Origin of the sequence: Nosocomiicoccus massiliensis, from assembly GCF_002871345.2 — a bacterium.
Classification (GTDB): Bacteria; Bacillota; Bacilli; order Staphylococcales; family Salinicoccaceae; genus Nosocomiicoccus; species Nosocomiicoccus ampullae_A.
This window is the reverse complement of the sequence record NZ_CP136964.1, coordinates 1,521,743-1,543,524: the sequence shown is the minus strand read 5'-3', so window position 1 is coordinate 1,543,524 and position 21,782 is coordinate 1,521,743. Positions and strand designations below refer to the sequence as shown.

Genomic DNA, 21,782 nt, shown 5'->3' with positions numbered 1-21,782 from the left:
GTTAATCATTTAAAACTGCGTCATATTGTTCTTCCTTAAATCCTAAAACGACAGCACTCTCTGTAACGAGCATCGGACGCTTGATAAGCATGCCATCACTCGACAGTAATTCAATTTTTTCATCGAATGACATCGTATCTAACTTTTCTTTTAAGCCGAGATCTTTGAATACTTTACCGCGCGTATTAAAAAAGTCATCGATTTCGTAATTATCTGCTTTACTAACGATGTCTTTTAGTTCGTATTCTGACGGTGGTTCTTCTACCATATCAATGACTTCTAAATTGATTCCTTTATCTTCTATATACTTTTTACCTTTACGACATGTTGAACATTTTTTATACTCGTAATATTTATTCATTATGTTTATATACCTCTCTTAACATTTTTATTTCCACTTGTCCTGGTGCTTGTGGCGTCTTTAAACAACCGTATGTGAAGGCTGAATTGTACGGCTCTTTTGCGACGCGTGTTATTTTACCCCTTTCCCCCATCGCGATGATAATAATCATATTTCCGTACTTTTCTTTATTTTCTTTTAATAATTCAAAGAGCAATTCGACGTCTTCATTATGTGATGGCATATATGCCACTTTACAATAGTCTGCAAATGATTCATACATCCCATCGATGATTGACTGTACCGTTTTTTCATCTGGCGTTTTTAGAAAATCATGATGGCTAAACAGTACTTCGATACTACGAGATTTTATGTGAGAAATAAACGCAGCCTCTCTATAACTATTGTACTGAATGTCGAGAATATCTAACGGGGCATGCGCTGAAATGTACTTAATATGTGACACGTAATCATCGTCACTACCATATCCACCTTCACTTTCCGTACGATATGTATACAAAATACGTTTATTTAATTCTCTTAACCCATAAAGTGCATCGATGATTTCTTCATCGTCCTCAAAATAATCGCCGCGAAATTCTAAAATGTCGAAATCATCTCGTGCGTGATGTAAGTCCTTTAACTCTTGTTGAAGTTCCGTCAAATTACGACTGCTTAACGTGACGACAATTTCCGTCATACTACCACTCTCATTTGTTTCTCATTTAAAAGAATGATACCATATTTTTAAACATTTAACGATAGGAGACGCTATGAAAAAATTACTGTTAAGCACTGTTCTAATCGTATTTATTGCAGGTTGTAGTACAGATAACGAAGCTGACGTCAGAGAAGAACCAAGCGACAATACGACAGAAAAAACTGAAGTGAAAGAAGTTAAAGTATCGCCTGAAAAGAAAATCGAAAATGATACGCGTAACGATATCGGGAAAATCGTCACAATCGACGGCATCGACTTCACTGTGAAATCGAGTCAATTAACAGATGAAAGAATCGAAGATCATTTTGAATCGTTTGAATATGTATTAGAGCTTGAAGTGTATTATAAAAACAATACAGACAAAAACTTCCCAGCAGGACGTGACGTCTCAGTACAAGTGAATGATAAAGAAGCGACGTACTATGATTTAGACAGCTCGATATTACAAGAAATCGCACCTGGTGAAGAAATTACTGGAAAAGTCTATTACGCGTTTAACGGAACGCCAGAAGTCGTTACTGCGAAATTTGCACCACTATTAAATACTGCAGGAGATTTCGAAGAGTTTAACGCATACCCTGAATTAGATTTATAAACAAAAAAGTCAGCAATCCAAAGATTGCTGACTTTTATTATATATTACTATATAAATTTTAAATTATTGAACAGCAACGTTTGTTGCTTGTGGTCCACGATTGCCTTCAACGATTTCGAACTCAACGTTTTGTCCTTCTTCTAAAGTTTTGTAACCTTCACCAACAATACCTGAGAAGTGTACGAATACGTCGTCTCCGTCTTCTCTCTCGATGAATCCAAAACCTTTTTCTGCGTTAAACCATTTAACTGTACCGTTATTCATAATAGAATACCCCCGTAATAAATATAATATGTGTAAAACATTCAAACTTCTACGAGTGAATCTATTAAATAACACTACATCTCATTTGAATAATTATTACCATATCCTAACTATACAGAACATCTGTACGAATGTAAAGAAGTATTTTTAGGAGGCGCTTTATAAGAAAAATAATAAAATTAACTGTAACAGTTTAAGCATATTTTAAAAGCACACTTTATAAAAAAGCAAAGTCTTCTAAACAATCATTCAATAGTTTCATCCATTTTTTCCGCACGATTTAAGAATTCATTAATATTAATAGGTGGCAGAATAATTGGACGTCTATTCCCCTTAGACGTAACATCAGAAATTATTGATCTAAGATATGGAAAAAGTATAGATACAGCATTTGGTACTAAATTTAATTCTGCAGACTTGCTTTGCTCAAAAACTCCAATGACAATACATTTCAAATAGATATTATTTTTTGAAAGATTTGAATCTCCTAATTCCAACCCTAATTTAATGATAAATCTAGAGTTATCTTCTTCTGAATGAATTACATTACAAATTAATCTGGGAGCGTTCTCGTCATCATCCATAACCTCTACTTCTGAGAGTACATTAATCTTATAAGTTATCTCTTCAATCTCATATTCAGAAAATTTTAATTCAGCTTTCATTATGCTATCAATCCCTGATTATAATAGTTAAACATTGATCCCTCTAATCGTAACTCATAAGTTTTTCTAGGTGTTATCTGATCAAAGGGAATGTTTATTGGTTCTTCTTCATGCATTTGGGAGTTAGTAATATCTTTAATTCTCGAAGAAACATCGATACGTTCTAAATCTATATCTAAAATGAAAAAATCGTTGTCACTAAGATTTAAAATATCTATTAAGTGTTTTCTAATTTTTTCTTCACTCAAGTTAATATTATCTCTGTTTATATAATCCTTTAAATTAATACCCATTGCTAGCACCTCCATTAATTAATAGGGCAACATATTATTTTCCTTGAAATGGTACTATAATTTCTAATACAAATCTCTTTACCGTTAGGAATATTTGATTCTTTTTCTATCTTTTATATGATTAAACTGAGTATACGTTTCACATGCAATCGCATCAACATTGATATTATATTCATTAATCATCATCTCGATTATTAAACCATCAAAATTACCACGATGGTAGGTATTATTTTTACATAATCGTTGTAACTCTGTGATAATTTTATTTTCGTTTTCTTCATAAAAATCGTTAAATATAACTTGATTTTCAAACTCATCTAGATTTAATACTTTATCGGGGTTAATATTGGCTTCAATTTTAACGACGACCTTTTGCTTATAATCAGGTTTCCATCTATTAAGGTAATTAATAGCATTGTTATATGGTTCTAAAACATCATCTCGTCGCATAACATATAGATAAAGACCGAATCCTAAATCTGGAGGTAAAAATTTTCTATTAGGTTCCATAGGTTGAGCCTGTGTCAATTTTTCAATTTTAGTAGAGTCTGTCCCATGACATCCCCAAAGTTTAAAATCATCTATTATCATTACATCACTCATTTGTGTTTTACTGCTATTTATAATTATGCTTATTCTAAAAACGTAAGTCAATTAAAATCATTTACACATAAGTTCTAGATTTAATTAATGTGACTAAACGCGAGGGTTTTTCTATATTGTAAGCACCCTTTTATTCCTTATAGTGTTTTTATAATTTCAATACTAAAAAAATTGAATTATTATTCGAGTCTTTTTATCTCAGTCATCAAGTTTATTTGTCAACATTTTTCTAAATTGCTGTTGATAATTAATAAATCTATTCACACAAAAAATACGGGACTTGTTTTCATAATAAAATGAAAACGCCCGTATACGCCCCGTGAATGACGGTAAACATTGATATGACAATGTTTGTATATGGAGACGGCGGGAGTTGAACCCGCGTCCAAGGATCTTGCTACACTTCTTTCTACGTGTGTAGTTCTCAATTAATGTTTCGCATGAACGCCGGAAGAGAACGTTCCACAATTCATGCTAGTCTGATTAAGTTCTTCTAGAAGTCTGCAGACGGAAGACTTCTAGTAAATCTTGCTAAAGAGCGGCTATCTTGTTATTTAAAGAATAATCTATAAATCCAAATATTATTCTCCGAATGCCACTTTATTTCAAACGTTAAACATATCGTTTATCGTTTATTTAGTTTACGACCATTTTAATACCTATCCTTCTTAATATAATTCTCGTATTCTACCATCATTCAACATCGTACTATTAATGATTTGCTCAAAACCAAAAATCTATGATTAAATTATATTTGAAACGACAATACCATATTTTATTTGAATCATTAATAACTACTTTAATTACAGAACATCTGTACGAATGTAAAGAAGTATATTCAGAAATCGAAAGTTTGTATAATGAGATGCTTTCACTTGTAGAACCATCTCCACTTTCTTCTTTAAATTGTTTTTCCTCTGAATAGTAAATACAAGAAGTATGGTCCTCCGATGAGTGACACGACAATTCCAACTGGAATGATGAGCGGTTCAGCGATAGTCTTACCGACAAAATCAGCAAAACTTAAAAGAAACGCACCGATTAATAGAGTTCCCACAAATATAATTTTCATATCAATTTTAAACATCATGCGTGCAATGTGTGGTGCAATGAGTCCAATAAATGAAATCGACCCCGCAACACTCACACTGATACTCGATAGTAGTGCTGCTAAAACAATTAAAATAATCTTCTCACGTGTGACATGCATACCTAGTGTTGTGAGCATATCGTCATCAAGTGACATCATCGACATCTCGCGTACTCTAAACAGCGTAATTATCATGATGATTACAATATATGGAATCGTCACAATAACAAATTCCCATGAGTCTCCCCAAATATTCCCCGCAAAGAATCGGTTTAACATGTCCATTTGTGTGTTATCAAACATCGACGTAAATACATACACAAATCCTGTGACACCGAGTGCCGTCGCAATTCCGATTAAAATAAACGTGTTGCTTGAGAATTTACCACCAACAAACGATAACGCGAAAACGAGTAGCACTGTAAGTAATCCACCAATGAAACTCATTAGTGGTAGTGTGTATAAATGGTTCACACCACTATTTCCAGCAACGAAGGCAATAAATAATACCACTCCAAATCCACTACCTGCGTTCACACCTATAATCCCTGGATCTGATAATGGATTTTTCGAAACGACTTGTAAGATAAGCCCAGATAACGCAAGCGCTGCACCACATACGAGCGTGATGATGAGTCTCGGCATTCTAAATTTATAAAATACAAGTGCGACTTTGCTAGTTGCCTGCCCCGTCATTAAGTTCCAAATGTCTATGAGTGACATCTTAAACGTACCTGTCGTTAAGGTGAGTACGATTGTTACAAAAATTAGTATAACAAGAATTAAAATCTTAACACTATTACGCATACGTATGCCCCCTTCTTCTAATGATATAGATAAAGAACGGGAGGCCAATCATTGCGATAACAGCATTCACTGGCATTTCGTTAAACATTCTTGCAAACATATCTGCTAAAACGAAGAATACGCCACCTAAAATTGCTGTAAAAATAAGTGCTTTTTTATGCAAGTGCCCAACAATCATCTTAACAATATGTGGTACAAGCATTCCTAAGAAAATAATATTTCCAACGAGTGCGACTGAAATCGCTGCAAGCATAATCGCAATAAACAAACTCACAAATTTATAGATGCGCTGATTCTGTCCAATAGAATGCGCAACGTCATCGGATAATAGTAGCACATCTAATTCTCGTGACATCAAAATCAATATGAGGATTAAAACAATCGCAACGGGCGTCACCATTAAAACATTCGACAATGTCTGACCCGCTGCCCCACCTGACGTAAAAAACATCGCGAACTGTCCAAGTCCATTTGTGATGACAATAAAATTCGTTAACGCGAGTAGTAGTAAAGAAATCCCCGCACCTGCTAAAACGAGTTTCACCGGTGAATTATAACGTGTCATCATTAATATAAATAAACCAACTAACGCGCCACCGATAAACCCACTGATGATAATTCCAACAAACGTAATTGTCGGAACAAGCACAACAACGAGCACAATCATAAGGTTAGCTCCTGCATTAACACCTAAAATACTCGGCTCACTTAAATCATTATGCGTCACCGTTTGCATAATTAATCCTGAAACACTGATCATCATGCCAACGAGAAAAGCAACTAAAATACGTGGTAGGCGAATCTCCATCAATGTTTGTGTCACTGAATCATTGGCATATGGGTGCATTAAACTGTTTAAAACGGTTTGAAAGGTGTAATGTTCGACTCCAATCATCATGGCTAAAAAGAATGAGGCGATCACCCCTATAAAAAGAGCACTCGCTAAAATATATGTTCTATTCATTGTGAATATCCTTTATTGTGTTACAGAATAAGTCATAAGCAGCGAGATAAGGTCTGCCGGTTACCCCATCAAATTCGATTCGACCATCAATGTTAAATACATTATTTAATACGTCGTTCGTCAGTACGTCCTCTGGCTTACCGTATGTCACGATTTCACCTTTTTGCATGACAATGATTTGATCTGAATAGCGAATCGCTTGGTTTAAATCATGTAATACCATGACTACGGTCTGGCCCGTCTTACGGTTTAACTCATGCACGATGTTCAGTGTTTCAAGCTGATGGTGAATGTCTAGGTATGTCGTCGGCTCATCAAGTAACAGTGTGTTTGTTCCTTGTGCGAGTAGGAAACTAATCCATACACGCTGTTGTTGACCTCCCGACAGTTCGCTCATCATTCGATTTTTAAAATCTATTGCGCCCGTTTCTTTTAACGCCCAGTCAATCATGTCAATGTCTCTTTGTTTTAATCCTTCAAAACGTTTTAAGTGTGCGTAGCGACTGTAAGTTAACAGGTCAATCACGCGTACATCATACTGTAATCTATTTTTTTGAGATAAAATCCCGACCATCTTCGCCATCTGCTTCGATTTTAAATCGCGGATTTTGATGTCGTCGATATACACTTCACCTTTATAAGGTAAAAGTTTTACGATAGACTTAAGCAACGTAGATTTACCGCAACCGTTTGGACCGATAATTGTCGTCACCTGTCCGCTCAAGATTTCCATGTTGATATCTTTTAGGATTCTCGTGTCCCCTACTTCATATACGATATTTTTTAGTTCTACCTTGCTCACAAAAACCACTTCCAAATGTTTATTTCGTTAATTGATCTACAATAAATTCAAGCTGATATTCGAGTGACAGTGGGTCGTTGAACAAGAATGTACTTGAATCAAACTCAACTACACGGTCATTTTTAACTGCGTCTAAGTTTTTCCATACACTTGTCGATTCGATTGCTTTGTTTGTTGTTGGATCTCCATCACCTAAAAAAATGAAATCTCCAGAATACTTTGCAACTTCTTCAGCTGAAATCTTTTTCCAACTAGTTTCTACAACATCTTTCTCGATTGTTTCAGGCACTTTCATTTCTAACCCTTGGTAAAGAATCTCTGTTCCACGACCCCAGTTTGTACCATAGACATAAATATCTTTAGAAAAAGCTTCTGCAACAGAAACACTTGTGTCTGTGCCAAGTTTGTCTTGTACTGTCTTTTTATTTTCAGCAAGTTTTGCTTCGAAATCTTCGACCCACTTGTTTGCTTGGTCTTCTTTACCTACAATCTTGCCAAGTTCTTTATGAACATCTAAATAATTCCACTTTACATAATCAAGCCCAATTGTAGGGGCTACTTCTTTTAATTCCTTAATATTCTCATCTGTGCTATAAGTGATAATTAAATCAGGATCTAAATTTAAGACTTGTTCAATATTTCCTTCTTCGATTAATTCAATATCTCCAACTTCTTTACTCAGAACTTCTGAATCTTGAACTAAATTGTGTACACCAACGATATTTGCATCAAGCTGTTTTAAGTTACCGAAGTAACCAAAACCCATCACAACAATACGCTTTGGATCTTTTGGTATATCGATTTCCTCACCATCGTCAGTAGTATATTTTACAGTTTCAGGTGTTTCTTCCTTCACTGCTTCGTCTGTGTTGTCCTCACCAGAACATGCCGCAAGTAGTACGACAAAAATTAAACTGAATAAAAATAAAATACGCTTCATTAAATTTCTCCTTTTTATCTAATTGATAATAATTCTCAATTAGATTATAATATGAGCAATGGTAAATGTACAATAGAAATGAGGCAAAAATATGAACAATACGGATTGTCTGATTGTAGGTGGGGGTCCATCGGGACTATTCGCAGCATTTTATGCAGGGCTACGAGGATTAGACGTAACAATTATAGAACATCAGGACCGACTTGGCGGAAAGCTGAAATTTTATTTAGATAAGATCGTGTGGGATATCGGCGGAGTTGAAGCAAATACTGCAGCAAATATTCGCGAATCCATGGTGAAGCAAGGACTTACATTTGACCCGACTGTTCATTTGAATGAATCGGTAATCAGTGTAAATAAAGAAAGAGATGTGTTTAAAGTAGAGACGACAAAGGGCACACATTACGCGAATACGGTAATTTTAGCGACTGGAGTCGGTGTCTTTAGTCCGGTAAAGCTTAATTTACCAGGTGCAGAAGACTTTGAGTATGATAATCTTCACTACTACATAGAAGAAACCAAACACTATAAAGATAAGCATGTGTTAATCTCCGGTGGTGGAAACTCCGCACTCGACTGGGCCGCACATCTTGCAGATGGTATTGCAGACGTCACACTCGTGTGTAGAAAAGATGAACTTAAAGGATACGAAGCGACAATTAAAGAGTTAGAGAAGAAAGATGTCCATATTATTAAGCAACGTACGATTGAAGAACTCCGTTCAAACAAAGATGGCACTATGATCGAACGCGTTGTTTTATCAGGTGGTGAAGAAATTGATGTCGATATCGTATTTGTGAATCACGGATACAAATCAGATAGCGCATTATTAGAATCATTAAAAGGTGACGTAAAAATGAACGAATATAATCAAATTTTAACCGAGGAAAGAGTAAAAACAGGTGTGGATGGACTATATGCAATCGGTGACCAAGTCCACTACGACAACCGCGTACATCTAATCGCGACGGGATATCCGGAAGCAAGTGAAGCAGTAAATTTCGCGAAGCATTATATCGATAAAGAAGAATTAGACGGAGCTATCGTATCCAGCCACAATGAAAAATTTGATGAATTAAATAAAGAAGTAAGACAGAATTTAGAATAATATAAATAATTAATATAAATTATTTTAAATTTTGAACGAAAATAAACAAGGAATGCCTCATAAAAGAGACATTCCTTGTTTTTTCATTGTGACTTGACGGGGGAGCTATTTTGTTATTTCAAACGATAAACACATGATTATTAGTTTACGACCATTTTAATACCTTCTGGTGTTTCTACTGTTTCGCTCGCAGCGTCTGGCACTAAAATGTTAAATGCTTTTAAGCCGTATGTGTTCATTGAATCGATTCTTGCTTTATTACTATGCCAGTTGTTCACTGCAATGTGGTGGTGATATTTATTTGAGCCTAAGAAATATGCGCTCATGACTTTAGTCGCGATTTCAAATCCGTAGTTACCATAGAATTCTGGATCAATCACCACGCCACCTTTCAAGTGCAAGTGCCCAATAATTGTACCTTCTGGCATACCTGACCACTCTTTATTACGACTTGATTCAATAATACCATCAAAATCTAAAGCTAGAGTATCCATTACCACTTGTCCTTTAGACCAAGACCATGTATCAGGATCTCTATCCACATATACTTCAATACCGTTTCCTTCTGGGTCAACAAGATACGTCGCTTCACTCACTAAGTGATCTCCACCTGATAGGGGAATCTGTCTATCAAACATGTATTTAATAAAACGACCGAGATCACTTCGGGTTGGTAGTAAAATTGCGATATGGAATAATCCCGCTTCGTTTGGTGAAGCCACTCTACCATTCTCTAAAACTTCAAAAGTGAATGTGTGCGTACTACTTTCAAAACCAGCAACGAAACCTACTTCACTTTCTTCAATTAATTTCATGCCTAAAATATTTATATAAAAATCTTTCATTTTACTTAAATCTCGAATGTTTAATGTGATATTTGTTACCTGAGCATTATCCTTATGGAAATTCATTTAATACCTATCCTTCTTAATCTGATTACCGTATTCTATCATCATTCAACATCACTCTATTAACAATTTGCTCAAATCAAAAAAGCCCTGATAAAACTGAGTTTGAATTACAATGCCACATTTTATTTTTACGATAGATAAATGAAATTTCGGGTGGAAACATGCGTGTATTTAAAAGTAAAGAAAAGATTCCAACCTCCGGAAGGCAGAAATTATTATACACATCCTTCTATAGAAATTATGTAGGAGTTTTTATGATTCCCGAAAAGCCACTGGTTTTGTTACGATAGAAATATAAGAAAAAGGAGAGGTTTTTGTGATCCGTAAAAAGGAACAAAAAGATAACAGAAAAGTCGCTGAACTTGTTTATATCATTTGGGAAGGTATGGATCTCGAAATAATTGAGAAATTTGATAAAAAAACTGTACTCGAAGCGTTTGAAATGTGTCTTAGTGACGAAGACTTTCGAAACTCAGAAAGAACCATTCACGTGTATGAGGTAGATGGAGATGTTGCAGGATTCGTTCTGAGCTATCCCGGCCATACCGAACACGAATTTAAACACGTGTGGGAGAAACTTGGACTGGACAAGAAATTTCATCCGTATAGTCCACCACTTGAATTGAGAGAAGCACGTGACAATGAAATGTACATAGATAGCGTGGCAACGTTTAGTGAGTACCGCGGACAAGGTATCGCGACTAAGTTATTGAAGTATTTACTAGATAGTGAAGAAGCACGTCCTTTTGGACTCATTTGTGAGGTAGAGAATGAGAAGGCTTTAAGCCTCTATCTTAAGCTTGGGTTTAAAAAAGACGAGCTCCTCGAATTGTATGGGCAAGAGTATTATCATATGACATATGTGAAGTAGGAAAACGTAATTGGAAGAATTTAGACTTATCTGATGATATAAAAACTACAGAACACCACTACCTCTGAAAGAAAGCGAGTTAGTCGGATTTAAATTGAATCTGTTGCTACATTTATTGAGTTATGAATTATTTCTCTCACACATGAGTAAGTATATTAATGATTGTTTTTAATCATTTTAAATCGTGATGATTATCGTATTTCTTTTTACCTTTTGCGTATCCAATCCACACTTTACATACCAAGTATTTATCGACAAAAAGAAATAGAAGGCGCTGTTGTCTCGAGTCACGACGAAAAATTTTATGAGTTAAACAAAGAAGTAAGACGTAATTTAAACAATCAATAGAAATTATTTTAGATTTTAAACGAAAATAAACAAGGAATGCTTCTTTTTTGAAGCATTCCTTGTTTTCTTAAATAATACTATATTTTAATTAAATCATTAACACTTCTTTAATTAAAAAGAACATTTGTACTTTATGGTCCATCTGTTAACGTCCAGACTAGTGTCGCTTTATATTCACCAATCGTTGCATTAATTGGATTCGTTCGAATCAGAATGCCTTCATCTTTACCAAAGGTAAATTTATAATTGTCATTATCTGGTTTAACATCATTGTGAGTCCCGATCATTTGCTCTTCACTTTCAATAGACTTAAATTGACCATTTTGTACTAAGTAAAGTGCGTCATTTAGCTCTGAGGCGTTTTGAATATTTTTAAGAGGCCCTTCACTATGAACGCTAAGGTTAAAGTTACTTTCCTTAGAATTATATACTGTCACATCATGCGTATCATTTTTACGATGAATTACCTTATTTGGGTTGTTATCGATACTCGTATCTTCAAAGACAATATCATTCACATTAATAATCTCTAAACGATTTCCTTTTACTATCGTGTCATATAAGCACTCATCATAATTTTGGTTGGCATCATTATGTGTTAAACAAAACTCAATCTTGTCACCTTTATTTAGCTTCCTATCAGGTATTTTAAACGTAAACTTTCCACCATTTTTATTTTCCAGAGACTCAAAACTCTCCCCAGTCGTTATGTTACGCATAGTTAACTTAAATGGTTGGCTACTTACATCTGTCATTGTAACTTTAACTTCTCTATCCGTATCATACACATCCACGTGTTCAACATCACCAAAACTACCTTTGAACACCATTCTTTTCAAGGTTTGTTTGAAATTGCTATTAAAATTCTTATAGCTATTTGTAATAGAATTAGAAGCGGTTGTAGTATCCCTGTTAAATTTAAAAGTACCCGTTACAGAAGGTGTTTGATAACTTGGTGTATTATTAAGTTCTTTAAAACCTTGAATTTTACTGTTTTGAACATCAAAGTTCGTTTGTCCACTAAATAATTGAGAGTTGCCCTTAGAATCAACAAGCTCAGGGTAGATAATATTAAAGTTTACTAAAGTAGAAGTACTAGAAAAAGTACCCGCACCGGATGCAATTAACGAGCTTCTATTAACATTTATATTATCATTGCCGCGTGTGTTTATTACACTATTGGCAGTGCTCTCTATATTTACTTTACTTTGATTTCGTACATTTAAATTTAGACTTCCACCTGAACGTGCTTCAATAGTAGGTTCATAACTTTTTAAATTCATTTCACTTGCACCATCAACGTTAATATCAATTTTACTACTCGTAATCATCGCTTTTCTATTTGTGCTATCTATAGTGAATTTCCCAGTATTTTTAACATTCAACTCCAACGCTTCTGCATCAAAATACACGCCGCTATTTGTGCTTTTTAAATTAAAATTACCGCCATTCACATCAATTTTTGATATCGTTCTTCTTTGTTTGATATCTATACCTCTATAGTTTTTAGAGGTAATTCCAAGAGTAGCACCTTTATCGACTAATATCGTATTAGGGTTATAATATTTGTCTGAATATATGCCTGATCTTTCAGCGGTAATATTTAATGTTGAACCATTTTTTAAATGTATTGCGTGAGGGCTATTGTTTTCCGTATGAAGTGCTATACCACCATAAGCACCATTTATAGAGACGTCAGCATTGTTATGAACAATATATGAAGAAAAATCGAGCGCAAAGGAAAGTACTCCAAAATCCATATTAATATTTACATTTCCATAAAAATGGATGTTACTCGGACTACCATAAGCAAAGAAGTAATCAGATCTTGAAAAATTTGGATTATAGTTACTATTAATTACGCGGATATCACCATTTTCTACTTTACTATTAAACATATAAGCTGTCGCTGTGGCAGTTCTTGGCTTATGTAAATATTTAAAGTCTTTTATAATGAATTCTGAAATATCACTATTTGTGAAGGAACTTGTATTGGAGAGTGCATACCCATTACCATCTAATATTTTTTGATTATAGTTTGACTTAATATCAGTACTTTTTGTACCTTCTATATCCTTTTTTAAAATAATTACTTCTACTTTATTATCAGACATAGCCGCTTCTAGCTCTCGCGGTGTTTCTACACAGCGCACTTCTCCTCTTATCGTATTCTCGATTGCGTTACCCATATAATTACTATTTGCAGTCATATATTCCTCTGCAGTTGGACATTTCCCACTAAAACGAGTTTTCGGTTCTTCTTTTGGCTTCGGCTCTTCCTCATTTAAAGATGTAGCTCTCATTTTTGTTTCTTCATCTGAAGTTTCTTTAGATGCTTCCTCTTTTTCATCGGTTTCTTTTTCAAAGTTTTCTTCAGATGTTTCCTTTTCTTCTGCTGGTTCTTTTTCAACATCTTCCTCATCTTCTGCCGCTTCTTCAATTTCTTCTGATTCTTCTGTAGTCGATTCTTCTATATCTTTAGATTCTTTTTCTTCAGTTACTTTTTCAGAATTATCTTCAGAAGAGGTTTCTTCCTCTTTTTTTGTACATTGATAAGTACCTTCAAAGTCTTTTTTATTTTCACTATCTTCTTTAAACGTTAAATTAATCGTATTATCTTCACTGATTACTTTTACCTTATCTTGATCTGTAAGTTCGTCATTTAACTGAAATTTAAATTTATTATTATTATCTACTGTTGTTTGTCCTATAAAATTATCGTTAACGTACAGTTCGACTTCTTGTGCTTGATTCCCATTACCTTCAATAATATTTTTTTCTTTGACGTTTACAGAGTAATTAACGTTACATGAACTTGTACCAAATTCTTCAGCATTTGCAATGGGAGCTGGGGCAAGTATCAATAAGCATATAATAATATTTAAAAATTTCTGCACCGTTTTTTCCTCCCATTATTTTTTACGTTTTAACATCATAAATATTAGTGCAATTAGTAATCCTAAAATTACAATGGCTGATCCAATTAGTGCAAATATTTTCCAGTCTGTTTTCTCTAATTCTACAGCTTCCTCATTTGCTTCTTCAGCTTCATCTTTTGTGATTCTAAAATCTTTTTCAAATTTAAATTCATTATCTTTCGTTTTAATTGTACCTTTAAATACATAGTCGCCTACTTGTAATTTTTGATTTTCAAAAGAAATCGGATAATTAAATAATGCATTTGGTGCGATTGAGAAGTTGTCTTCTTGTCTTTCATATAAAGGTTCGTCGCTACCTTTTTTATAAACAGCACCTTTAATTTGTGTACCCGTCATTAAAATAGGAGATTTATTACTAAAGTTAACATGTAAACCTGTCCTACCGCTAATTAATCCAGCACGTACATCGTTCAATTCAATTTTTTCTTTTAAATCTTTGTCGTTATTTTTATCATTTAACACTACCGCAATTTCATACGCATAGTTGTTTTTAATTTGAACACCTTCACCTTTTTCTTCTGAATCATCCTTTAATAAAAATCGAATTCCACCAAGAATAGTTCCTTCAAAGTCTTCGTCTGGCATTGCAACAGAAATTTCTGCTGTTTTACTATCATGTGGTTCTATTTCTAAAGTAGGTGTTAAAACATCTGTCATATCTGTAAAGTTATGTTTTAAAGAGTCATCAAATTCGTCGATAGATCCGTCATAAATTAATAATCCGTTACTATTAGTAGCACCAGTGTTCGCGCTTACTTCAACTATAATTTTTTTATCTGAGTTATTAAAGACTTCAACTTGTAAGTTCTCTGTTTTATTCTTTTCTACAGCGAGATCAAAATAAGTGTTTAATTCATCGACTTGATTTTCAGAAGGAATTGCTCGTAATGAGTAAGGTACTTCTTCATTTGCGTATACAGTAGTTGGGATTAAATTAAATAAAACAAATACAGAAATTAATAATAATTTAATTCTTTTCATACACTATTCTCCTAAAGAAAAACCCTGAACGTGCATGTTCAGGGTTATAAATTATATACGTTTAAAATTAGTTATTACCTGGTCCGTCATATAGAGTCCATGTAATTGTTGAAGTATGTTCCCCTGCTGAAGCTTGCCCTTGTGGTACCGATAATTTAACTTTTTCATTTGTATCGTTACCTTCACCTTTTAGCCATCTAATAACCCATGTACCTAAACCTTGAGCATTAGAAATACTTTCATTTTCACCACGGCCTGCTGCTTCAACAACTGGAGCACTATCTCCACCTGTTGTTAATACAATATTTTGTTGAACTACTGGTGCTTCTAAGCCTTCTAATGGAGATGCACTTTCACCATTTGAAAATGTGATTGTTGAATCATTTAAAGTATTTTGACCATTTTGTTCAAAGTTAGAAGCTTGTGCACTTACACTCCATCCTTGTCCAGTACCACGGCGGTCTGTAACTTGAATGAATGGTTTCTCTGTAACAGCTTCATACGTTTCGGCTGATACCGGAATCTCATGAGAACCAAAGTCGATATTAGATACAAAGTCTAATGATAATGGTCCTTTATTATTTGTTACATCACCATCTTCAGGAGTTTGTGGTTCTAAAGTTTCAGGGTCTAAAATTTCTGGAGTATCTTCTGGTGCAGTAAAGGTAACTTTCGCCTCAGATTCAGCACTTTGGTGTACTGCCGCAATAATTGGTGACGCTATTAATATCGAAGTTGCTGCGAGTGTTAGGGATGATACTAATAATTTATTTTTCAAGTTTATTCCTACTTTCTTTATCATAATATATTTATAAAATTGATATTACTAATTATACTTTTATGCGAATTAAACGTCAATCTTTTTTAAAATAAAAAATGAGATTAACCTACTATTCGTGAAGTAATCTCATTGATGTAAAAATATATGGAGACGGCGGGAGTCGAACCCGCGTCCAAGGATCTTGCTACACTTCTTTCTACGTGTGTAGTTCTCAATTAAAGTTTCGCATGAACGCCGGAAGAGAACGTTCCACAATTCATGCTAGTCTGATTAAGTTCTTCTAGAAGTCTGCAGACGGAAGACTTCTAGTATATCTTGCTAAAGTTGAATCGTCTCAGTAGGTCACAAGAAAACGTACGAGACGATGTAGCTGAAATTATGCAGCTACGAGATTGTTAGTTTTGCCAGTTATTATAACTGAGTATCGTTCGTAACGAAGTCGAAACCTCCGACACGCTTAAAGTGCTCAATAACCCCTGTCGAATCCAGAACGTCCCCGTTTATTTGCGTAATGATTATTATATCATTATTCGCTTTTTTATTTCAAGTTATTGGTTTCTCTCTTTTAGCGCACGGTCGATGTCACGTTTCATTTGCTTTTGTTTTAAGTCGTGACGCTTATCGTATTTCTTTTTACCTTTTGCATATCCAATCAGTACTTTACATACTCCGTTTTTAATATAGAGTCTAAGTGGTATTAAAGCATGTCCTGGATTATGCAAGTAACCGATCAGTCGGTCGATCTGTGCTTTATGGAGCAGTAACTTTCGTTGTCTTAACGGGTCGTGGTTAAATCTATTTCCTTCTTCGTAAGGGGCGACGTGCATGTTATAGACGAACATTTCACCTTTAAAATCACGGCAAAATGCGTCTTGTAAACTAACAGATCCCTTACGAATCGATTTGATTTCAGTCCCTTTTAATACGATTCCCGCTTCAATCGTATCCTCAATAATATAATCATGACTTGCTTTTCTGTTTTGAGCGAGTACTTTTCCGTGATGTTTCTTCATATCATTTACTTCCTTTTTCTATTTCTTTTCGGTGCACTTTTATAGAACGGCTTTTTGCCTTTCGGTTTTTTCGTTTGGTCTCTCACTTTATTTTTTTTACGACCATTTGAATCGATATATTTCGGTTTTTGCTTGTCTTTTTGTTCTTCTTTTACTTTTTTACGCGGTGTTATTCCGACGACTGTAAAATCGATTAAACGCTCTGCTATATTAACGTTTTCAACTTCGATTTCTACTTTATCGCCCATTCTAAATATTTTGCCTGTACGTTCACCGATTAGCGCCATCATACGCTCGTTATAATTATAATAGTCATCGCCTAAGTTGTTCATATGAACGAGTCCTTCGACTGTATTTGGTAGTTCAACGAACATACCGAAGTTCATAACCCCTGATATTACCCCTTCAAAGCGTTCTCCGATATGCTGCTGCATATATTCTGCTTTTTTGAGGTCGTTCGTATCGCGTTCAGCATCTACTGCTCGGCGTTCACGTTCAGATGAATGCGACGCAATTTCTGGTAATTTTTCTTTAAATTTTTGAATTGTTTGTGGGCTCGTATCTTTTTCGATTAAATACGTACGAATCAGTCTGTGTACCATTAAATCTGGATATCTACGAATCGGTGCTGTGTAGTGCGTATAGAATTCTGTCGATAATCCAAAATGTCCGAGTGATTGATATGAATATTTCGCTTGTTGCATCGAACGTAACATCATCATCGAAATGACTGTATCTTCAGGGGTATCTTTTACTTCATCTAAAATTTCTTGTAACGCGTGCGGATGCACAGAGTTCCCTTTACCTTTAACGAAAATACCAAAGCTCGTTAAAATCTCGAAGAATTGACGAAGTTTATCTTCTTTTGGATCTTCGTGAATACGGTAAATAAACGGTAAATCGAGCCAGTGGAAGTTCTCAGCGATCGTCTCGTTCGATACGAGCATGAATTCTTCGATTAACTTCTCACCTTTTCCGCGGTTACGTAAAACGATATCTTCAGGCGTGCCGTCGCGTTGAACGATAATTTGTGCTTCGTTAAAATCAAAGTCTAACGCTCCACGTTTATCGCGTTTACGGCGTAATATTTTAGCGAGTTCACCTGCATGGATAATCATATCTGTAATTTCACCATGTGAGATTTTTGTCGCTTCATCGTTTTCTTCTAATATTTTGTTAACTGCTGTGTATGTCGTACGTTTGTCCGATTGAATAACACTTTCAAAAATACGATGATTTACGACTGTTCCATTCGTATCAATTTCCATCTGACACGTCATCGCAAGTCGCTCGACACCTTCATTTAACGAGCATATACCATTTGATAATTTATGCGGCAACATCGGTATCACTCGGTCGACTAAATAGACACTCGTCGCTCGGTTATACGCTTCTTTATCGAGTGGTGTCCCTTCTTTTACGTAATGTGATACGTCCGCAATACTTACTGTTAACTCGTAGTTTCCGTTACTTAACTTTTCGACAGAAATCGCATCGTCTAAATCTTTTGCGTCTTCTCCGTCGATTGTAATCGTCATTTGCTTCGTTAAATCGACGCGACCTTTCTTTTCCTCTTCGAGTACGTGGTCTGGAATGTTTTCGACTTGTTCAAGTACGTCATCACTAAAGTCGATATCAATACCGTGACTATATACGATAGATAAAATATCGACACCCGGATCATTTTCATGTCCGAGAATTTTTGTGATATGACCTTCCGGGTTATCGGTGTTATTTTTAGGGAATTTCGTAATTTCAACGAGCACTTTATGACCGGAAACAGCACCTAAATTTTGCTCACTTGGGATAAAAATATCCGTATTATACGTAAGGGAATCCGGTACGACGAATCCGAATCCTTTTGACCCTTCATATTTACCGACGAGTTTTGTCACGTTATGTTCGATAATTTTTACAACGCGACCTTCATGATTCTCACCACGCATCGACTCTTCTACCGTACAGAGTACAGTGTCTCCGTCTAATGCGCCGTTAATTTCATTTGGCGGAATAAATACGTCATCTACCCCTTCTTCTTCCGGACGTAAAAATGCAAATCCACGCTTATGCATAGATAACGTACCTTTAACGACTTTTGAAGTCACAACTTTGACGTACTTATTTTTCTTTGTGCGACGTATAATGTCCGACTCTTCAAGAGAGACTAAAGCTTTTATGAGTGCTTTAAAATCTTCTGCGTCGTGAATATCCAGTTCACTTTCAAACGCTTCAGTTGTCATCGGTGTATACGTATCACGATCAATTATTTCTAACACTTCGTCTTTAAAATCTCTCATGAATAAGTCCTCCTATAAATTACGGTTTAAAAACGCGTAATAATCTTCAAATAATTCTTCTTTGTCTTTGTCAATCGTTAAAACGTGACCAGAGTTTTCATAGTATTTTAATTGCTTATCGTCACTGCCGACTTCATCGATTATAATTTCAGCACTATTTATATCAATCACATCATCGAGTTTTCCTTGAGCGACAAATATCGGTTCTGTCACTTCCCCGAGACGGTCTCTCGTACTTCCTATAATCTTCTTAATATCTGTAAAAATCGATGCGTCGGTGTAACTTTCTAACTCTCTTTTAATTTGCCCGTCTTCTTTATGTTCAAAACGTTTTTTAAACATCTCAGCGTATATTTTAAAGTTATTGAGTAATTCACTTTCCGTTTTTAGCGTCATCGGCGAACAAATCGTTGCTAACGCTTCAACGTCACGGTCCATCGATAACTTTAACGCAAGCACTCCACCAATCGATAGACCAACGACAAATACTTTGTCATACGATTCTTTTAACTCGTCATACTTATCAATTGCTTGTTTATACCACACATATGGCGACGATTTTAATATATTTTCAGGACTTTCAGTATGCCCTTCATAATTAAATGCGTAGCTCGGAACTTCATTCTTTTCTAAAAATCTCCCGAGTTGTCGCACGTCTGACGTATTTCCTGTAAATCCATGAAGTAAAAGTACCGCATAGTCTTTTGTACCTTCACTAAACTCAAAATTTCCAGGCATTCTTACTTTCATTCATACCACTCCTTACATCTATTGTACGAGATATATATTAGAAGATAAAGAACGACGAAAACAATAAAACGCCGAGGTGATTAAACACCCCGGCGTGTAGTATTAACTGACATATGTTAATAGAATCATTATTAAAAAGAACATGACAGATAAAACAACTGTCATTCTGTGTAATATTAAATCCATACCTCTTGCTTTTTGTTTACCAAAGAGCTGTTCTGCACCACCACTTATTGCTCCTGATAGTCCAGCACTCTTACCTGACTGGAGTAAAACGACCGCGATAAGTGAAATGCACACAATGATCAGTAATACGATTAAAGCTGTATACATCGCGTGTTCCCCCTACTTGCTATATCGTTACATATTATATCAGTAATTGATATTGTAATCAACTACATAATTAGCGTAAGTTAAAGAACGCATTCTTACCTTTGTAAATCGCAGTTTCATATAATTCGTCTTCGATTCTTAGTAACTGATTGTATTTCGCAACGCGGTCTGTACGTGACGGTGCACCAGTTTTAATTTGACCTGCGTTTACCGCTACAGCGATGTCAGCGATTGTCGTATCTTCTGTTTCACCTGAACGGTGTGAAATCACTGATGTGTATCCTGCACGTGCTGCCATTTCGATAGCTTCGAATGTTTCAGTTAACGTACCGATTTGATTTACTTTAATTAAAATAGAGTTACCGACGCCTTCTTCGATACCTTTTTCAAGTTTTACAGTGTTCGTAACGAATAGGTCATCCCCGACAAGTTGAACTTTAGAGCCGAGTTTTTCTGTTAACTCTTTATGCCCGTCCCAGTCGTTTTCATCTAACCCGTCTTCAATTGAAATGATCGGATACTTATCGCATAACTGAACGTACCAATCCACAAGTTCTGAAGCTGTGAATGATTTACCTTCACCTTTTAATTCGTAAGTTTTTGTTTCTGCATTGTAAAACTCACTCGATGCAACGTCCATCGCAAGTACGATATCTTCACCTGGAGTAAATCCTGCACCTTTAATTGCAGTGATTAACGTTTCAAGTGCTTCTTCGTTTGAGTCTAAGTTCGGTGCAAATCCACCTTCGTCACCAACTGCTGTTTGAAGACCTTTATCTTGTAACACTTTCTTTAACTCGTGGAATACTTCCGTACCTATTTGTAAAGCTTTTTTAAATGTTTTCGCACCAACTGGCATGATCATAAACTCTTGAATGTCGACGTTGTTGTCTGCATGCTCTCCGCCGTTGATGATGTTCATCATCGGTACTGGAAGTTCTGTTGCGTTAAATCCACCTAGATATTTGTATAGTGGTTGGCCTAAGTAGTTTGCTGCTGCATGTGCAGTTGCCATTGACACACCTAAAATTGCGTTCGCACCGAGTTTTGCTTTATTTTTTGTACCATCTAATGCGATGAGTACTTTATCTAATGATACTTGCTCAAGTACTGAAAATTCGCCTTCGATAATTTCTGGAGCGATAATATCATTTACGTTTTCTACTGCTTGTTGTACACCTTTACCTAAATAACGGTCATCACCGTCGCGTAATTCAACTGCTTCATGTTCACCTGTTGATGCACCAGACGGAACGATTGCACGTCCAAATGCACCACTTTCTGTTAATACTTCAACTTCAACTGTTGGATTACCTCTTGAATCTAATACTTCACGCGCATAAATATCAATAATTTTAGGCATGGT

General features: G+C 35.3%; 22 protein-coding genes and 1 other RNA gene. 3 read left to right on the top strand and 20 right to left on the bottom strand.

What is annotated here, in order from left to right; all coding sequences use genetic code 11:
- Position 1 precedes the first annotated feature (1 nt).
- Together CJ229_RS08090 and aroD are read right to left on the bottom strand one after the other, a co-directional pair.
- Positions 2-361, bottom strand: coding sequence for a Spx/MgsR family RNA polymerase-binding regulatory protein (locus CJ229_RS08090; RefSeq protein WP_070457358.1), 360 nt, complete (start codon positions 359-361; stop codon positions 2-4).
- Positions 354-1,040, bottom strand: a complete 687-nt coding sequence (gene aroD / locus CJ229_RS08085) for a type I 3-dehydroquinate dehydratase (RefSeq protein ID WP_102167716.1) — start codon at positions 1,038-1,040, stop codon at positions 354-356. Before aroD ends, CJ229_RS08090 begins: the two co-directional genes overlap by 8 nt.
- A 73-nt stretch (positions 1,041-1,113) precedes the next feature.
- On the opposite strand from aroD, the gene CJ229_RS08080 reads away from it, so the two are divergent.
- On the top strand, positions 1,114-1,656 hold the full coding sequence (locus CJ229_RS08080) for a hypothetical protein (RefSeq protein ID WP_102167715.1): 543 nt from the start codon (positions 1,114-1,116) through the stop codon (positions 1,654-1,656).
- A gap of 63 nt (positions 1,657-1,719) precedes the next feature.
- Here the strand turns inward: CJ229_RS08080 and CJ229_RS08075 are convergent, their stop codons facing one another.
- The 8 genes from CJ229_RS08075 to CJ229_RS08040 all read right to left on the bottom strand — a co-directional run bounded on the left by CJ229_RS08075 (position 1,720) and on the right by CJ229_RS08040 (position 8,084).
- Entirely contained in the window at positions 1,720-1,920 is a 201-nt protein-coding gene (locus CJ229_RS08075) for a cold-shock protein (protein ID WP_317846565.1), read from the bottom strand.
- Positions 1,921-2,165: 245 nt separating this feature from the next.
- Positions 2,166-2,585 carry a protein-export chaperone SecB gene (locus CJ229_RS08070; RefSeq protein WP_070622487.1) on the bottom strand — a complete coding sequence of 140 codons (420 nt, stop codon included), beginning with the start codon at positions 2,583-2,585 and terminating at the stop codon, positions 2,166-2,168.
- A complete protein-coding gene (locus CJ229_RS08065) occupies positions 2,585-2,878 on the bottom strand; it encodes a hypothetical protein (protein WP_070622488.1) in 294 nt (97 codons plus the stop codon). Before CJ229_RS08065 ends, CJ229_RS08070 begins: the two co-directional genes overlap by 1 nt.
- Before the next feature lie 84 nt (positions 2,879-2,962).
- Positions 2,963-3,481 (bottom strand): hypothetical protein, encoded by a 519-nt coding sequence (locus tag CJ229_RS08060; protein WP_317846564.1) that lies wholly within the window; start codon positions 3,479-3,481, stop codon positions 2,963-2,965.
- 901 nt (positions 3,482-4,382) lie between these two features.
- Complete coding sequence (locus tag CJ229_RS08055) at positions 4,383-5,378, bottom strand: FecCD family ABC transporter permease (protein ID WP_070622490.1); 996 nt, start codon at positions 5,376-5,378, stop codon at positions 4,383-4,385.
- Complete coding sequence (locus tag CJ229_RS08050; RefSeq protein ID WP_070622491.1) at positions 5,371-6,342, bottom strand: FecCD family ABC transporter permease; 972 nt, start codon at positions 6,340-6,342, stop codon at positions 5,371-5,373. The genes CJ229_RS08055 and CJ229_RS08050 overlap by 8 nt, the downstream gene beginning before the upstream one ends.
- Positions 6,335-7,144 (bottom strand): ABC transporter ATP-binding protein, encoded by an 810-nt coding sequence (locus CJ229_RS08045; RefSeq protein ID WP_070622492.1) that lies wholly within the window; start codon positions 7,142-7,144, stop codon positions 6,335-6,337. Before CJ229_RS08045 ends, CJ229_RS08050 begins: the two co-directional genes overlap by 8 nt.
- A 19-nt stretch (positions 7,145-7,163) precedes the next feature.
- Positions 7,164-8,084 (bottom strand): ABC transporter substrate-binding protein, encoded by a 921-nt coding sequence (locus tag CJ229_RS08040; protein ID WP_070622493.1) that lies wholly within the window; start codon positions 8,082-8,084, stop codon positions 7,164-7,166.
- A 91-nt stretch (positions 8,085-8,175) separates the two neighbouring features.
- Here CJ229_RS08040 and CJ229_RS08035 point away from each other — a divergent pair, with 91 nt between their 5' ends.
- Positions 8,176-9,192: an NAD(P)/FAD-dependent oxidoreductase gene (locus tag CJ229_RS08035; protein ID WP_070622494.1), complete on the top strand. Its 1,017-nt coding sequence runs from the start codon at positions 8,176-8,178 to the stop codon at positions 9,190-9,192.
- Between the two features lie 140 nt (positions 9,193-9,332).
- On the opposite strand, the gene CJ229_RS08030 is transcribed toward CJ229_RS08035, so the two are convergent.
- Positions 9,333-10,103: a VOC family protein gene (locus CJ229_RS08030; RefSeq protein ID WP_102167714.1), complete on the bottom strand. Its 771-nt coding sequence runs from the start codon at positions 10,101-10,103 to the stop codon at positions 9,333-9,335.
- Between the two features lie 316 nt (positions 10,104-10,419).
- Between CJ229_RS08030 and CJ229_RS08025 the strand changes: the two genes are divergently transcribed.
- The gene (locus CJ229_RS08025) at positions 10,420-10,974 is read left to right on the top strand and encodes a GNAT family N-acetyltransferase (protein ID WP_102167713.1); all 555 of its coding nucleotides are present in this window, start codon (positions 10,420-10,422) and stop codon (positions 10,972-10,974) included.
- Between the two features lie 479 nt (positions 10,975-11,453).
- Here the strand turns inward: CJ229_RS08025 and CJ229_RS08020 are convergent, their stop codons facing one another.
- The 9 genes from CJ229_RS08020 to eno form a co-directional block, all read right to left on the bottom strand.
- Positions 11,454-14,219 (bottom strand): hypothetical protein, encoded by a 2,766-nt coding sequence (locus CJ229_RS08020; RefSeq protein ID WP_317846563.1) that lies wholly within the window; start codon positions 14,217-14,219, stop codon positions 11,454-11,456.
- Between the two features lie 15 nt (positions 14,220-14,234).
- Positions 14,235-15,242 carry a WxLIP family cell surface protein gene (locus CJ229_RS08015; protein ID WP_102167711.1) on the bottom strand — a complete coding sequence of 336 codons (1,008 nt, stop codon included), beginning with the start codon at positions 15,240-15,242 and terminating at the stop codon, positions 14,235-14,237.
- Positions 15,243-15,309: 67 nt separating this feature from the next.
- Positions 15,310-16,020: a WxL domain-containing protein gene (locus CJ229_RS08010; protein ID WP_052327371.1), complete on the bottom strand. Its 711-nt coding sequence runs from the start codon at positions 16,018-16,020 to the stop codon at positions 15,310-15,312.
- A 145-nt stretch (positions 16,021-16,165) separates the two neighbouring features.
- Positions 16,166-16,521, bottom strand: a transfer-messenger RNA (tmRNA) gene (gene ssrA / locus CJ229_RS08005).
- Positions 16,522-16,571: 50 nt separating this feature from the next.
- The gene (gene smpB / locus CJ229_RS08000) at positions 16,572-17,036 is read right to left on the bottom strand and encodes an SsrA-binding protein SmpB (RefSeq protein WP_068129936.1); all 465 of its coding nucleotides are present in this window, start codon (positions 17,034-17,036) and stop codon (positions 16,572-16,574) included.
- A 5-nt stretch (positions 17,037-17,041) separates the two neighbouring features.
- Positions 17,042-19,333: a ribonuclease R gene (rnr, locus tag CJ229_RS07995; RefSeq protein ID WP_102167710.1), complete on the bottom strand. Its 2,292-nt coding sequence runs from the start codon at positions 19,331-19,333 to the stop codon at positions 17,042-17,044.
- A 12-nt stretch (positions 19,334-19,345) separates the two neighbouring features.
- The gene (locus tag CJ229_RS07990) at positions 19,346-20,083 is read right to left on the bottom strand and encodes an alpha/beta hydrolase (RefSeq protein ID WP_102167709.1); all 738 of its coding nucleotides are present in this window, start codon (positions 20,081-20,083) and stop codon (positions 19,346-19,348) included.
- 102 nt (positions 20,084-20,185) lie between these two features.
- Positions 20,186-20,416 carry a preprotein translocase subunit SecG gene (gene secG, locus CJ229_RS07985; protein ID WP_068129929.1) on the bottom strand — a complete coding sequence of 77 codons (231 nt, stop codon included), beginning with the start codon at positions 20,414-20,416 and terminating at the stop codon, positions 20,186-20,188.
- Positions 20,417-20,486: 70 nt separating this feature from the next.
- Entirely contained in the window at positions 20,487-21,779 is a 1,293-nt protein-coding gene (gene eno, locus CJ229_RS07980) for a phosphopyruvate hydratase (RefSeq protein ID WP_102167708.1), read from the bottom strand.
- Between the last annotated feature and the right edge of the window lie 3 nt (positions 21,780-21,782).

Excerpts from the sequence above, each read along its gene's own strand:
- CJ229_RS07990 (WP_102167709.1), bottom strand. The coding sequence starts at position 20,083 with ATGAAAGTAAGAATGCCTGGAAATTTTGAGTTTAGTGAAGGTACAAAA.
- CJ229_RS08030 (WP_102167714.1), bottom strand. The coding sequence starts at position 10,103 with ATGAATTTCCATAAGGATAATGCTCAGGTAACAAATATCACATTAAAC.
- CJ229_RS08060 (WP_317846564.1), bottom strand. The coding sequence starts at position 3,481 with ATGAGTGATGTAATGATAATAGATGATTTTAAACTTTGGGGATGTCAT.
- CJ229_RS08055 (WP_070622490.1), bottom strand. The coding sequence starts at position 5,378 with ATGCGTAATAGTGTTAAGATTTTAATTCTTGTTATACTAATTTTTGTA.
- CJ229_RS08035 (WP_070622494.1), top strand. The coding sequence starts at position 8,176 with ATGAACAATACGGATTGTCTGATTGTAGGTGGGGGTCCATCGGGACTA.
- smpB (WP_068129936.1), bottom strand. The coding sequence starts at position 17,036 with ATGAAGAAACATCACGGAAAAGTACTCGCTCAAAACAGAAAAGCAAGT.
- CJ229_RS08070 (WP_070622487.1), bottom strand. The coding sequence starts at position 2,585 with ATGAAAGCTGAATTAAAATTTTCTGAATATGAGATTGAAGAGATAACT.
- CJ229_RS08015 (WP_102167711.1), bottom strand. The coding sequence starts at position 15,242 with ATGAAAAGAATTAAATTATTATTAATTTCTGTATTTGTTTTATTTAAT.
- aroD (WP_102167716.1), bottom strand. The coding sequence starts at position 1,040 with ATGACGGAAATTGTCGTCACGTTAAGCAGTCGTAATTTGACGGAACTT.
- CJ229_RS08075 (WP_317846565.1), bottom strand. The coding sequence starts at position 1,920 with ATGAATAACGGTACAGTTAAATGGTTTAACGCAGAAAAAGGTTTTGGA.
- CJ229_RS08050 (WP_070622491.1), bottom strand. The coding sequence starts at position 6,342 with ATGAATAGAACATATATTTTAGCGAGTGCTCTTTTTATAGGGGTGATC.
- CJ229_RS08090 (WP_070457358.1), bottom strand. The coding sequence starts at position 361 with ATGAATAAATATTACGAGTATAAAAAATGTTCAACATGTCGTAAAGGT.
- CJ229_RS08065 (WP_070622488.1), bottom strand. The coding sequence starts at position 2,878 with ATGGGTATTAATTTAAAGGATTATATAAACAGAGATAATATTAACTTG.
- rnr (WP_102167710.1), bottom strand. The coding sequence starts at position 19,333 with ATGAGAGATTTTAAAGACGAAGTGTTAGAAATAATTGATCGTGATACG.
- CJ229_RS08080 (WP_102167715.1), top strand. The coding sequence starts at position 1,114 with ATGAAAAAATTACTGTTAAGCACTGTTCTAATCGTATTTATTGCAGGT.
- eno (WP_102167708.1), bottom strand. The coding sequence starts at position 21,779 with ATGCCTAAAATTATTGATATTTATGCGCGTGAAGTATTAGATTCAAGA.
- CJ229_RS08040 (WP_070622493.1), bottom strand. The coding sequence starts at position 8,084 with ATGAAGCGTATTTTATTTTTATTCAGTTTAATTTTTGTCGTACTACTT.
- secG (WP_068129929.1), bottom strand. The coding sequence starts at position 20,416 with ATGTATACAGCTTTAATCGTATTACTGATCATTGTGTGCATTTCACTT.